Here is a 13696-nt window from a genome sequence, read left to right on the forward strand (position 1 = left end):
GGATTACATCTTTCCTGCGCGCCGCAACGATTGGGTGATTTCATCCCGAAGACCATCCAGGGTATCGCGGATATCGCAGGCGAATTGATACAAGTGGCTTCCCGGCTCGATATTCATTGACAGAAACTCGTCACAAAGAAGCTGATAGTCGCGGCAGATCTCATCGAATTCCGTATCCACGAGCCGTAAATCCGCAATTGCGGATTGGTGATCGGGAAACAGGGTATCAAAAGCGTAACCGTACCAATTGCGATGGCTCATTCGATGGATCAACAAACTTCGCTGAGTTTTCCCCGAATTCACTTCTCACAAAAGGTTTATCGGGGCATAATACGGTGTAACCAATTGCGTAACTTTCTGAAAATATGGGATTATCCAAAAACACATCTACTCAATTGAATGAGAGCGGGTCACCTGCTCCCAAAGATGTGCGGGCGGCACTTCAGCGGCTTGTCAGGTCTTCGACTTTCGCGGGTTCACAGCGATTGCAGGACTTTCTGGTGTATGTGGTCGAAGAATCGCTCAACGGTCGAGCTGACGATATTCGTGCCAAGACCATCGCCATGGATGTTTATGGTGGGACCCTGTCAGAGATGTCGCGCCGTGAAAACGTCGTTCGGGTCGACGCCGGTCGCTTGCGTCGCAAGCTTGCCGAATTCTATGCCGGAGATGGTCTCGAAGAGGGCATGATATTCGACCTGCCAAAGGGCGGCTACGCTCCTGAGATTCTGGTCAGGTCGCCCGAGACGCTTCAACCTCCTCCGTTTGGGCTGGAAATCAGAGTAAACACTTGGCGTCGCCCTTTCGTTGGAGTTGCCGGCCTCTTCGTTCTAGCCTGTTTTGTAGTTGTTGTTGTGTTGCTATCGAAAAAACTAGCCGATCCAGTCGTTTCGCCAGTCGATGGCCTGAGTCGTGACGAGCGCAGCGCCATTTTTGATGCATCCCCTATGCGTCTTCAGGCTGTAAATCTAGCCAATACTGGTCGTGATCTAATCTTCCCGGCCTTGGAACCTGCGCGTATTGACGCGGCCTTAACCATATTCAAGGGGGCAATTGAAAACGACGACAGCTATTTCGGCGGCCATGCAGGCGCTGCGCAGGTCGCTGCGACAATTGCTGTGCTGACATCCGATGCCGACCTAGCCAAGGAAATGTTGAACTACGCCGACGCTCGGGCCAACAGGGCCATCGAGTTGGCCCCGGAAACGGGTTGGAGCCAGTCCGCAATGGCTTGGGTCAAGTTTGCAATGGGAAACTGGCCTGAGGCCATAGAATTTGCACAAAGAGCACAGCGTTTGGCACCACACGACGTACATGTGTTGGAGTTCGTGTCGCTGGTCCTGCTCTTTTCCGGTTCATTTGAACAAGTCGTAGAAATTAGCGAGGACGCACTCTCAAAAATCGAGCTAGAGCGGGGTTACGTGTTTCAGAACGCGATGGGGTCAGCAAAGTTTCATATGAAGGACTATGAAGGCGCCGTGTCAGCCTTTGAACGAGCAACGGAAAAAGGAGGCCCTGTCGGACCTGTATCCGTTGCTTACCTAATTGCGTCACATCAGATGATGGGCAATCAGGCTGAAGCTCGGACTCTATCGGAACAACTCTCACGCGATTGGCCTGACAGTCGCGTGGATGCGCTATTCGAGAAGCTTTTTGCAAATCCGAAACACGGGGAAGACCTTGGTAATGCAATGAGACAGGCCAGTTGGAAGCCACCAGGCTAGGAGCGTAAATCCAAACTTTGGCCGCTAGATTTGCTCTCAATGTCATCGAAACCGAATGCTCAGCAACTGCGCAATGCCTGATTCATGCGAAACAGACGATGTGAAATCGGCTTTCTATGTACCTTCCAACGGTCAAGTTAACCCTCTGGACGTCATGGTTGCTCTTAGCAAAGGTGCCCGTGCCTTGAGGGCTAGGTGTTCGAAGACACAAAGGTCAACCAGTTGGTTACGGGTCAGCCCGCGCGTGAGCGTGACCCATGCGCGAACCGCTTTTTCACAACAGGAGAATTCTGACGACTAGGGCTTCGAGCACACACCAGATCGACTTGCATGAATCCGACACGCAATCAGACTGGCTCGAGAAACACGTCCTCCAGCATACTCTCTGAAACCGCTCCAGGTGCTCCGATTGCAACCAGACGGGTTTCGGGCTTGCGGTTACCCCACGGCTCCTCTCTTGCAATGTCGACGCGTTTGCCGACGACTTGCACTACTACCCGATGGTCCGGATCCTCTTCGGATAGCACAAACCCTTTCACCCGGTAGACCTCGCCAGGCAAACGCTTGATCGCGTCACGCAGTCCGGACAAGGGGACGGGTCGTTCGGATTGCAAGAAGGTCGTCGTGAACTGGGCAGAATGGTCATGGTTCGGACAACCACAACCGGGACCATGTTCGTGATGATCTGGTACTTCGGTATCTAGCTGCTTGGCGGCAAAACGCCCCACCGACAGAAGGATGTCGAGCGGTACTTCAGCGTTAACGGCCTCCACAAGTCGGTAGCGACGGAATCTTGATCCAAGCCAGTCGTGAACCTTCTGAACAGTAGTACGGTCAACCAAATCAATCTTGTTGAGGATAACCATGTCAGAGAAGGCGATCTGGCGTAGTTTCAGCTCCATCTGCTCGGGCGCAGCAAATACTTGTTCAGCATCCACAAGGCACATGATGCTGTCCAAACGGATCATGTCCCGGAACCGTTGGTCAGTGAAAGTCATCGCAATCGACGAAGGGTCCGACACTCCACTTGCTTCAAGCACGATGTATTCCGGTTTTTCCGGGCGCGCGAGAACGGCCTCCACCGTTTCGATCAGGTCATCTCGGATCGAGCAGCATACGCAGCCATTCGCCAGACTCATTACGTCATCTTCAACACCTACCACGAGGTCGGCGTCCACGTTTATTGATCCAAAATCATTCACAAGAACGGCCACGCGCAATCCATGGTTGCCGGTCAGGATGCGGTTTAGAAGTGTTGTCTTACCGGCTCCTAGAAAGCCGGTAAGAATGGTGACTGGGACAGCAGCGGTCGAGCCAAACTCAATCATGGCACTCACCTCCTAGTCCTCGTCTCGCGGACCGATTACATCGGACACCTTGATCGTGAAGTTTTGGGGCCATTCCCCACCAGGCGCACGAAAGACATCTGACGGGTAGTATTCGCGCGGATCGATCTCCATATCCCGGTACTTCTGATCTTGTTGATCTGCGCGGGTGAGCCTTGGGTTCGGCAAGGTAACTTCGTCTGGAAGCTCAATGCGCCCGGCCTCTGCTGCCGCGGCCAGTTCGCGGAATGGCGGAACAGTTCCAGATTTTCCGGGCAACGCCGCCTTCCGGTACCAGATCGCATCTTTGGTAACGTTGACGACAGCCACATCAAGCCCCCATTGGAATAGTCCGTCGTAGTGAGCGCGAATGCCCGCCAGCATTTCAGCGTCGATATCCTCGTCCTGAGTGTAGTGTGTCACCATTCCCAGACGCGGCCTTGTATCAGCAAAGAGCTTGCCCACAGCATAGTGGGAGGTGTGATGTGTATCGATGGTGTAGTTGAACAGATCCTGTGGAATGCCGTATTTGTAGGTCATCAACTGACCAATATCCTGTCCCGACATTTCGGTTACAAAAACATCCACACCTTCGCCGTATTTCCGTGAAAGCTCATCCGGGCGACCATCGCCGGTCCATACAAAGCTCAGACCGTTCCAATCGAGCCGATACCCAACTGCGCCGTCCTTTGCATGACTGCGCGGCCAAGACCGAACAGTCACGCCGTCTTCGTCATAAACGATGCCACCTTCCTGGCGGAAATCGAATTCATTGACTTCGATCTCGTAGCCGTCCCCAATCGGGAAAACATCAAAGGCCTCCAAATGCCATTTGAGCATCTGTTGCATGCCTTTAACCATTCCAGCTGTGCCAAGTTCGGGTGTCCGACCAGAGGGACCATGGATGCGTAGTGGCGTGTAACCACCCGACCAGGCACGGAATGGGTATATATAGGGAATATCGGCGTAGTGGTCGACATGAAGGTGAGAGATGAAGATGTCGTTGATCAGCTGCCCCGGCACTTGCATGGCAATGATATTGCGCACACAACCGGATCCAAAATCGAAGAAGAACCTTTTTCCGTTACCCAGCTCGACCATAATACAGGTGCCCGCCTGATCTTCGCGCGGCGGATAGGGTGTTGAACCACAGAATGAGATGCGCATCTCATCTGGCCCCAACTCCTCACTCAGTGGAAAATAGTTCGCGTTTGAACCAGTCATGTACTTCGTAGGACGGAAGTACTCCGGCAAAGATATGCCGCCTGCGGGTCGACCACCATATGGGTTTTTGAGTGTTTCTCCTAGAGGGCCGTCTCCTTCGTGGGCCTCGGCGCTTCCTGCCGCAAACCCAGCTGCCCCTGTCGCAGCCGCTCCAGTAGCCAAGCCCTTTAGAACACTCCGCCGCGACGGGTCTTCAATTTGGTCTGACGCCTGAGCCTGTTTGTCGTCCTGGTCTTTTCTATTGTCTTCCTTGGTCATGGATCGGTCCTCAGTTAAAAGTATCTCACAGTTTGCGCTTCAATATCCGGCGAAGCTCGTTGATGAGTTCAGATTTGATGTGGGCCCATTCGGCGCGCTCTGAGGCCGTGATCGATGCGTCTTTCGAAAACGCAGATGCTTTCTTCAGGTCTTCGATGACCTCGCCGAGAAGCGCGTCCGTTTCAATGTGCCTCGACAGCACATCGGAAAGTTCTGGAATTTCTTCAATCAGGTCCACCGTCACTGGAAAAATCCCGACACCCACTATCTATTCTCAAATCAAGATGAGTGCGGTTGACCGCAAAGGCCAAGTGAGTCACCGTGAGTTGGGGGTGAGTTGACATTGAACAAATCCAACGAATTGCCAATAAATCAACATGTTGGACAGCCTTCTCCGGAGCTCATCCGGGAAGCTCTGAATCAAATTGTATCAAGTGAAGGGTTTCAAGCCTCGCCCCGCCTGAAGCAATTTCTAACCTATATAGTAGAGGAATCTTTATCGGGTCGAAGCGATCAGATCCGAGGTAAAGCTATCGCTGTGGAGGTCTATGAGCGTCGCATTGATGGCACTGGCAGTCAAAACCTCGTTCGCGTCGAAGCCAGGCGGCTGCGTCGACTGCTACACGCGTTTTACGAAGATCACTGGGACGGTGAAGGTGTTCGCATTTTTGTCGACCCCGGCGGATACAAGCCTCGGTTTTCATACGAACCTACAATCGAAAACCGCGCGTCAGGTACTTGTGACAGCGATGAGCCTGATGGGTGGCGGCGTTCGCTGAAACTGCTGCCAGCCGGACTGGGTGTTCTTGCATTAGTCGCTGTGCTTGGAATCTGGATGAGCCAGGATAACAGGGAGGTTGTGCCAACAACTCGATCCATCGAACAAGCAGAACGTGTGGCGCTTGGCGAACAATCGTTGACAAGACTCCAGGCAGCCAATCTTGCGGATCAAGCCCGCGGCATGCTTTTCCCCGTTTTTGATGTCAAGCGTCAGCAAATAGCGCTGGGAATGTTCCAGCACGCGATGGAACTCGACCCGGCTCTGTCCGACGGCTATGCTGGATCAGCGCAGGTCCTTGCGATCCTGGCGGTGTTGTCACCGGATGAAGCACAAAGGGATTATCTCTTCAATCAAGCCTCAGAAATGTCTGGAAAAGCACTTGAGTTATCTCCAACCGACGCGTGGGCAAACAGCGTAAATGGTTGGGTGCTGGCTGTCAAAGACCAGCCAAACGAGGCATTGAAATACGCAAGAATGTCAGTCGAACTGGCGCCAAAGGATGGCCATATTCTCGACCTTACAGGCATCACTGCTATCATGGCCAATGCCCCTGCACTCGCCGCCGAAGTTAGCAATCCAGAAAGACCCAGATCAGGATCTGGCCGCTTTGGCGCAAGAAACATTTGGGGCGTGTCGCAACTTATGCTCGGGAACTACGAAAATGTTGTCGATGCCTTTCAGGGCGCACCAGCCGCTGGTGATCCTGTCAGCGCTCCTTCCCTATTATTCCAAGCTGTTGCACAGGATCAGTTGGGAAATTCGGGAGAGGCACAACGCCTCGTAAACGAGATGCGCAAAACTTGGCCCGAGTTTCCGTCTGAGTTTCTCGCCGACAGGATTTTTCAAAACGACGACGCAACTCGCAATGCAGTTTTCGAAACATTGAAAAAGTACTGACAAATCCAGCCGCGCGCAACTCATCGAAAAAATGATGCTTTGCACGGCTCCATCCGCTTAATGTGCAATTCCATATCTTTTTGCTCACAACATTTCCAGTTTCAGCTTTCATCAAATAAACACGATAAGTATCCCTTATCAAGTATAATTGATTTTGCGGGAAAATGGGCGCAGAGTGGGCCGTATGAGCACCCCTGAGCCCTATCTCCCCGCCCCCTCCCCTGCCCTGTCGCAGTCTGACCAGGACGCCCTGACCGATCTCTATGTCCGCGGCACACCCGCCAACACGCTCAGGGCCTATGAGCGCGATTTGCTCTATGTAACGGCCTGGAAGGCAGCACGGTTCGGAGTGCCGTTGGACTGGCCCGAGAGCGAGGCCACAGCGCTGGCCTTCATTCTCGATCACGCCCGCGATCTGGGAGATGCCGCGCCCGAGGATGTCGCGCGTCAGAGTGCCGAGATGTTGATCGCGCAAGGGCTACGCAAGTCCCTCGCCTGCCCGGCCCCTTCTACGCTGGACCGGCGCATCGCCTCCTGGCTGGCCTTTCATCGAATGAAGAACCTGACCAGCCCTTTTGATGCGCCGCAGGTGAAGCAGGCCCGTGCCAAGGCGCGCCGCGCCGCCGCCCGGCCCCCTGCCCCAAAATCGCAGCAACCGATTACCCGCGATGTGCTCGAGCAGTTGCTGTCCACTTGTCGGGGGTCCCGGCGGGATTGCCGCGACCGCGCCATCTTGATGCTGGGTTGGGCTTCGGGTGGTAGACGGCGCTCGGAGATCACCGGGTTGATGTTTGAAGACGTCTCGCTGAAGGAGTTCGACGAGAAAAGCCTGGTTTGGATTTCACTGCTGGAGACCAAGACGACAACCAAAGGTGAAACGCCGCGGCTGGTGTTGAAAGGCCGCGCAGCCCAAGCGCTGGCCCATTGGATCGAGGTGGGTGAGATTCAGGACGGCCCCTTGTTCCGGCCTGTTTCAAAAGCCGATCGGGTGTTAACCCGCCGCCTCAGCCCGGATGCCATCGCGCAGATCGTCAAGCGTCGGGCGAAACTGGCGGGCCTGCCGGACGGGTTCGCTTCCCCCCATGGGCTGCGCTCGGGCTTCCTGACCCAGGCCGCGCTGGACGGCGCCCCGATCCAGGCCGCGATGCGCCTCTCCCTGCATCGCTCCATGGCCCAGGCGCAGAAATACTACGACGATGTGGACATCGCGGATAACCCGGCGACTGATCTACTGGGGTGAGTAGTTACTGACTATTTAATAATCCCCGCTTGAGGGAAACTCCGGCTGCTGTGCCTATGTCTTGTTTCCTGTCGCATCTGTTAACGTGGCCAGCGCGGAAACATGTCGCGGCAGATCGCAACGGGAATGCAGGATATCAACAATGATCACCGCGTCCGGCTGATCCAGATAAACCAGGAAATGCTCTCCTGCGCGCACATATCTGAGATCCGCCGCCTCTTCGACCAATATAGAACAACTTCGGCTGGCCACCCTGCCCTCTGTGATGGCCTGACAGCGCGCTATTAGTTCTTGTTCATAAAGATCGGCTTGATGCGATCCAAACTTGTCGATGGTCCATCGGGCAATTTCCACCAGGCTGGATTCAGCGCGGCGTGTCAGTCGAAAGGGTCTGGTCACGCCTTGGCTCGTGCCCTTGCAAAGGCACGACGGATCGCATCCGAACCCCTGCCTTCTGCCAAATCTCCGGCCTGAGCCTGCGCTACACCCTCCTGCAAGCCTTGTTTGAGAGACTCCAGCCCCGCTTCTTCCCGCTCCAAAAGCCGAAGGCCGGCGCGCAACGCTTCACTGGCGTTCTGATATCGACCGGACGCAACCAGATTCTGCACCAGTTGATCCTGCGATTCTGTAAGTACAACATTGCGGGTTACCATGGCGTAAGCCTCCTTTTTGGCAATATATGCCAACGAGACCGTCTGTTCAACGATTGAGGAGCCCAAAATCACTAATTCGAGCAAGCTGGTTTTATGGACGCTAATGGGACGTGAACACACGGATCATGTCTGTGATCCCATATGAATCCAATGACGGTAGAGACTTGCGTCAAAAGCCGCGCCGCGCAAGCACAGCTGCACTGGATCGAGGACAGTTCCGTGTTCCGTCGCAACTTACAGGCGCACAATTCCCGAAACCCCGCCCTCACGGTATGCCATTTCTTGGGCAATTGGCGAGCGGCTGACTCTAGCCGGAATGTTCGCGTGTTTTCCTCTGCGCACGGGCTGAGCTCGGTGTATCTGACCCAGATCGCCATGCCATTCTCACCGCATCGTACTCCCGTACTGGCGCAGAAGTATTGTTACGAAGTTGGTATCGCAGAAAACTCGATAACGAAATTGTTGGTGAGAGAATTTGACCAATCAGCTCAACTAGCTCCCTGCCCTTCCCAATTGCGCAATTTGCGCCAAAAGCCGTTCGGCCTTCACTCCAACTCCATGCTAGAGGCGTTCTACTCAAAGCGGAGCATAGGGAGGAGTTTTACAGGAATGCCTTCGCATGCCTACGTTAGAACTTCATCGACTGAAAGAACCCATGATCCCGCTCAACCGAGTTTACAACTGTAAACCACCCTGCTCTGATGCAAAGCGTATGTAGTCCTCCGCGTTGGAAAACCTACAATATAGGCGAAAATCCTTGACTTAGTGCTATGAATCACGGCTGTTTATCTCAAGTGGCGCAAAAATGACCACATTCTTTAATTTGAGGCAACTACATGATTCCCGTGACACCACTTGCGGCAGAAAGACCATCGGCACTCGCCACGGAAATATCTGAGAGATTAAACTCGGCTATCCGGGAACATCTACTTGCTGCATTTGCCCCCGACAACACCAAATCACTGCGAAATTTTGCAGCGCCAGAAGCTGCTGAACTCTTAGGAGTCTCAGGTCAATTCATGCGCAAAGTCCACGCAGAGGGAACGATTCCTGAACCGAATGACGTACGCAGCGGTAGGCGTTACTATACTGCCCAAGAACTTTGGGAGGCTCGCGAAACGCTTGAGAAAACCTCACGCAAAAAAGGGCGCTATGTCCCTCGCCGGACTGAAGGAGAAAAGCTCCAAGTCTGGCAGTTGATGAACTTCAAAGGCGGCAGCAGTAAGAGCACCACAACAATTCACTTGGCTCACTATTTTGCGCTTCGCGGTTACCGTGTGCTGGCTGTTGATCTGGATCCTCAAGGCTCTCTTACATCCATGTGCGGCATAAGCCCCGAAATAGAGTTTGACGGGCTGACGATTTACGATGCTATTCGATATGAAGATCCGGTAGATATGGCGGACGTCGTGCTTCCGACGTACTTCCCCGGTCTCTCTGTGGCTCCGTCACGGCTTGTTCTTTCCGAATTTGAGACAGAATCTGCCGTTCACTCCAACCCAGACCATCCGTTCTTTACAAGAATACGGAATGCCCTGGCCCAGGTGGAAGGAGATTTTGACCTTGTTCTGATTGATAGCCCACCTCAGCTAGGATTCTTGACAATTGCTGGGATGGCGGCCGCCAGTTCATTGCTTGTGCCACTTACACCTTCGATGCTGGACGTGTCTTCGACGGCTCAATTTCTCGAACTCGCTGGTGCTTACATGGCAGTCATTGAAGATGCCGGCGCTACGCTCGAATACGACAACTTCAAATTCCTGATAACGCGTGACGAGCCAACAGACGTACCGTCTCAACAACTGGCTTCGTTCATGCGGGCACTGTTTCAGGATCGCGTTATGTCAGCCACAGCCCTCAAAAGCACCGCGGTCAGTGACGCCACAATGCTCAAACAATCAATTTACGAAGTCGTGCGGTCAGAAATGACACGCGCAACTTATGATCGGGCAAAGAACTCAATGGATGCGATCGGCTCTGAGGTAGAGCAAATGATCCATCAAGCATGGGGACGCAGCTAATGGCTAGAAAGTCGCTTCAGGAGATGTCGGGGATCGCAAACACCATCGCGCGCTCTGGCCCCAAGGCCATCGATAAAACTCCAAAACCCAATGCCCCTGCTCTTGGTGCGCTTCAGGGCTCTCTTGCCGCAATCAGGGAAATTGACCCTGCTCTGATCGACGACTGGGGGCCTGCCGATAGGCTCGGTGAGTTTACAGCTGTAAACATTGACGAAGAAGACGATAGTTTTGAAAGCTTGATGTCGAGTATACAAGACGGTGGCCAACAAGTTCCCATTCTTGTCAGAAGATCGAAATCCGACGGTCGATACGAGGCAATTTATGGACGGAGGAGGCTCAAAGCCTGTCGTGAACTTGGTATTAAAGTCCGCGCCAATGTTCAGGATATCGACGATGCTTCAGCGCTTCTCGCCAAAGGGCTTGAGAATGCTGCGAGGCGCAATCTTTCCTTCTACGAGAAAGCACGTTTCGCCGAGGCGATCCTGACTTCCGGGCATGACACGGCAACGGTGCGGCAAGTATTGAACGTTTCGAAATCAGGGCTGTCTCACCTGACAAAAATTACGCAACATGTTCCTGCAAAGATTGGTGACATGATCGGCGCAGCCCCAAAATCAGGCCGCCCAAAATGGACCGTGCTTGCAGAGCACTTCGTTGCAGGCAAGCTAGCGGAAGATGAAGCTGCAAATCTTCTTGCAACCATTGAGCCATCGATGTCGTCAGATGATCGGCTGGAAATGCTCCTAAAAGCAGCTGCCAAACGCGGTGCAAGACAAAGAGAAGGTGCAGCCGAACTCAACCCAATCGAAGGCGTTACAATCAAATCTACCAACGGATCACTAACTGTTTCGGTCAAAAGGACCGGAGCTAACGCTGGCTTCGCTAGCTGGTTGGACGAAAACATGGCTGAAATCATTAAGCGCTCACACGCTGAGTTTACAGCTGTAAACGCCAAGAAAAAGAACTGAGGACGAGCAGAAAGGAGGAAGGCAAACAAACAAAACCCCCGAAACCGGAGCTTCGAGGGCTGCTGCGCAAAGCGCAATTCTTAGATTAGACACCTAGAATCTAGCAGCACCCGAATCGCCACACAAGAAAAAACGCTCTTGAGCGAACGGGTAATTTTTGTCTGCCGATAGATAATCATGAAAACACTAACAGCATTGGCTCCAATTGGAGCGACCTTGTCGGGAACGGCAGGGCAGGGGAACAGTACGCCCAAAAAATGGATACTTCTTCGCGCCGTTGAAGAGGCCAGAGAACCTCTTGGGTTAAAATCCACAACTCTCAATGTCCTGAGAGCGATGGTTTCCTTTATGGGCGGTGATCAGATTGCTGCGGACCAGGATGATCATCACATCTGTTTCGCGTCCAACGCGGCGATAGCCAAACGAACTCATGTCAGCGTGCAGACAGTTGAGCGTCATATCTCGACGCTGGTGGACCTTGGACTTATCCGCCGCGTCATGAGCGCAAACGGTAAGCGATGGGCGCGCCGGGATCGCCAGGGCAGGGTGGTCACCGCAACTGGGCTCTCCTTGATGCCTTTGTCTGAACGGCACGCTGAGTTCATTCAGGAAGCCCAGAGGCATGCTGATCGCGTTCTCGAGTTCACTGTACTCCGTGACAAAGTTTCCGCCGCTCTGGCGCGCCTTAAGGAACTCGTAGCAAATGACACCGCGATCTCTGATTTGGTGACCACCGTACGCAATGCTCTGCGTCGCAAACCAGATGCGAATGTACTCAGCGAGCTGTTGGCAGAAATCTCTGTGGAAATCTCCGAGATAACACAGACTGATACAGAAAATTTGAGGGCCAGTGACAGTGAAATTGAGGGGCACAAAGAGGACTCTTTGAATCCGGAAGTTAAGAAAGAAAAGCTTTCTCAGATTCAGGTTTCTCCAGACCAAATGGAGCGCAGTTTTCCACGGCTATGCTCAGAACTACGCTTTGCAAAAGATCAGCACCACTGTGATCGGCTTATGGATGATATCGCCGAGTATCTACGGCTTGGCCAAACCTGGTATGCAATGAAATCAACTTTTGGCCCAGCTATTCGCTTCATTGTTCTCGGATACATCTTTCAACGTGCTGAGAACATACAATCTCCAGGGGCTTACCTGATTTCGTTGCTGGCCAAGATCGAAAAGGGCGAATTGTCTCCAAAGGCAATGCTCTCGCGGACATCCAATGCTACGTAAATTTGGGGAAACAGGATGAAATTTACCGTTTTCAGATTACACCTCCAAGTGATGACTGGATCGAAGGGTCTGAAAAAGGTGAGCTATAGGATTGACCTCTATAAATCACGCAACCATAAATAGTGAGTTATAGAAAGGAAGCTTATACCTCACGATGTGGAACTGGCAGAACCCTGACTGGCCTACCTTTCGTTACGACGCCGCAAGACTCGAACCATACGAGCAACAGTTCCTGTTGTCCTCAGGGGAAGTTCTTGGAGCGGTTCATCATGTGAACACATCGGATCGAGATCAATTGCGTATCGACCTGCTAAGCGAAGAAGCAATGAAGACCAGCGCGATCGAAGGTGAGATGCTGGATCGTCTCAGCGTGCAATCTTCCTTGCGCCGACATCTTGGACTGGCTCCCGACAGCTATCCATCCAAACCGCGCGAGCAGGGCGTTTCTGAAATGATGGTGGATGTTTATTCCAACTATTCGGAACCACTGTCACACGACACCCTGTTTCGGTGGCATGACATGCTTCTGTCCCATGACAGGCATCTGGAAACGATTGGATCATACCGGAGCCATGAGGATGCGATGCAAATCGTCTCAGGCAGGCTCGACCGCCCAACGGTGCATTTCGAAGCTCCACCTTCACATCAGGTTCCGGCTGAAATGGACCAGTTCGTAGCCTGGTTCAACCGGACCGCACCGGATGGTCCCGAACCATTGCGCGCACTGATCCGGGCCGGTTTGAGCCATCTGTATTTCGAGAGCATTCATCCCTTTGAGGACGGCAATGGCCGGTTGGGTAGGGCGCTGGCTGAAAAGTCCTTGGCCCAGAATATCGGTCAGCCAAGTCTGATTGCCCTTGCTTTCACGATCGAGCGAGAGCGGAAGGCTTACTACGACCAACTCGAACGCCATCAAAAGACGCTGGAAGTCACACCGTGGCTCGTCTGGTTTGCCGAAACTGTCCTTACAGCACAGCAGGTGACGCTTGAGCGGGTTGGTTTCTTTATTTCCAAGACGCACTTCTATGATCGGTACCGTGATCAGTTCAACACTCGCCAAAGCAAGGTAATCGCCCGTTTGTTCAAGGCTGGGCCGGATGGGTTCACAGGGGGATTGAGCGCTGAGAACTATATCTCGATCACGGGAACATCGCGCGCCACAGCAACGCGGGATCTCCAGAACCTGGTAGAGAAGGGCGCTTTGATCCGAACGGGTGAACTCCGGTACACGCGATATTGGTTAAAGCTAGATCGGGACGGGTAGGGGGCTGAAGTACGGCACGAAGCGCGGGAAGTGGAAGTTCGCTGCAGTCGCTACGCATGCTCGCAGGAAATGCGGAAGCTGACGTTTAGATAGCTTCCCAAGCGAGCA

At 53.3% G+C, this 13696-nt stretch carries 13 protein-coding genes; 7 read left to right on the forward strand and 6 right to left on the reverse strand.

The window, feature by feature from the left end; translation table 11 throughout:
- Positions 1-3: 3 nt before the first annotated feature.
- Positions 4-261, reverse strand: coding sequence for a hypothetical protein (locus tag ACR0LL_RS17740; protein ID WP_480588554.1), 258 nt, complete (start codon positions 259-261; stop codon positions 4-6).
- Between the two features lie 224 nt (positions 262-485).
- Between ACR0LL_RS17740 and ACR0LL_RS17745 the strand changes: the two genes are divergently transcribed.
- Positions 486-1724 carry a tetratricopeptide repeat protein gene (locus ACR0LL_RS17745; RefSeq protein WP_170624859.1) on the forward strand — a complete coding sequence of 413 codons (1239 nt, stop codon included), beginning with the start codon at positions 486-488 and terminating at the stop codon, positions 1722-1724.
- A 347-nt stretch (positions 1725-2071) separates the two neighbouring features.
- Here ACR0LL_RS17745 and ACR0LL_RS17750 read toward each other — a convergent pair whose 3' ends face one another.
- From ACR0LL_RS17750 to ACR0LL_RS17760, 3 genes are read right to left on the reverse strand one after another with little or no spacing between them, the layout of a single operon-like run.
- Positions 2072-3052: a CobW family GTP-binding protein gene (locus ACR0LL_RS17750; RefSeq protein ID WP_170624858.1), complete on the reverse strand. Its 981-nt coding sequence runs from the start codon at positions 3050-3052 to the stop codon at positions 2072-2074.
- Positions 3053-3064: 12 nt separating this feature from the next.
- Positions 3065-4531 (reverse strand): guanitoxin biosynthesis MBL fold metallo-hydrolase GntH, encoded by a 1467-nt coding sequence (gene gntH, locus ACR0LL_RS17755; protein WP_480588556.1) that lies wholly within the window; start codon positions 4529-4531, stop codon positions 3065-3067.
- Between the two features lie 25 nt (positions 4532-4556).
- Positions 4557-4775 carry a hypothetical protein gene (locus ACR0LL_RS17760; protein ID WP_170624857.1) on the reverse strand — a complete coding sequence of 73 codons (219 nt, stop codon included), beginning with the start codon at positions 4773-4775 and terminating at the stop codon, positions 4557-4559.
- A gap of 99 nt (positions 4776-4874) precedes the next feature.
- On the opposite strand from ACR0LL_RS17760, the gene ACR0LL_RS17765 reads away from it, so the two are divergent.
- Positions 4875-6209, forward strand: coding sequence for a tetratricopeptide repeat protein (locus ACR0LL_RS17765; protein ID WP_170624856.1), 1335 nt, complete (start codon positions 4875-4877; stop codon positions 6207-6209).
- A gap of 184 nt (positions 6210-6393) precedes the next feature.
- On the forward strand, positions 6394-7449 hold the full coding sequence (locus tag ACR0LL_RS17770; protein ID WP_170417862.1) for a tyrosine-type recombinase/integrase: 1056 nt from the start codon (positions 6394-6396) through the stop codon (positions 7447-7449).
- Between the two features lie 54 nt (positions 7450-7503).
- On the opposite strand, the gene ACR0LL_RS17775 is transcribed toward ACR0LL_RS17770, so the two are convergent.
- Positions 7504-7848 (reverse strand): type II toxin-antitoxin system RelE/ParE family toxin, encoded by a 345-nt coding sequence (locus ACR0LL_RS17775; protein ID WP_170417859.1) that lies wholly within the window; start codon positions 7846-7848, stop codon positions 7504-7506.
- Positions 7845-8102 carry a type II toxin-antitoxin system ParD family antitoxin gene (locus tag ACR0LL_RS17780; RefSeq protein ID WP_170417856.1) on the reverse strand — a complete coding sequence of 86 codons (258 nt, stop codon included), beginning with the start codon at positions 8100-8102 and terminating at the stop codon, positions 7845-7847. Before ACR0LL_RS17780 ends, ACR0LL_RS17775 begins: the two co-directional genes overlap by 4 nt.
- 836 nt (positions 8103-8938) lie before the next feature.
- Between ACR0LL_RS17780 and repA the strand changes: the two genes are divergently transcribed.
- The 4 genes from repA to ACR0LL_RS17800 all read left to right on the forward strand — a co-directional run bounded on the left by repA (position 8939) and on the right by ACR0LL_RS17800 (position 13588).
- Entirely contained in the window at positions 8939-10123 is a 1185-nt protein-coding gene (gene repA, locus ACR0LL_RS17785) for a plasmid partitioning protein RepA (RefSeq protein ID WP_170417853.1), read from the forward strand.
- The gene (gene repB / locus ACR0LL_RS17790; protein WP_170417850.1) at positions 10123-11091 is read left to right on the forward strand and encodes a plasmid partitioning protein RepB; all 969 of its coding nucleotides are present in this window, start codon (positions 10123-10125) and stop codon (positions 11089-11091) included. The genes repA and repB overlap by 1 nt, the downstream gene beginning before the upstream one ends.
- Before the next feature lie 177 nt (positions 11092-11268).
- A complete protein-coding gene (locus ACR0LL_RS17795) occupies positions 11269-12324 on the forward strand; it encodes a helix-turn-helix domain-containing protein (protein ID WP_170417847.1) in 1056 nt (351 codons plus the stop codon).
- A 154-nt stretch (positions 12325-12478) separates the two neighbouring features.
- Entirely contained in the window at positions 12479-13588 is a 1110-nt protein-coding gene (locus ACR0LL_RS17800) for a Fic family protein (RefSeq protein WP_170417844.1), read from the forward strand.
- Positions 13589-13696: the final 108 nt, after the last annotated feature.

The sequence above is a fragment of the Ruegeria sp. AI2 genome, assembly GCF_056541275.1.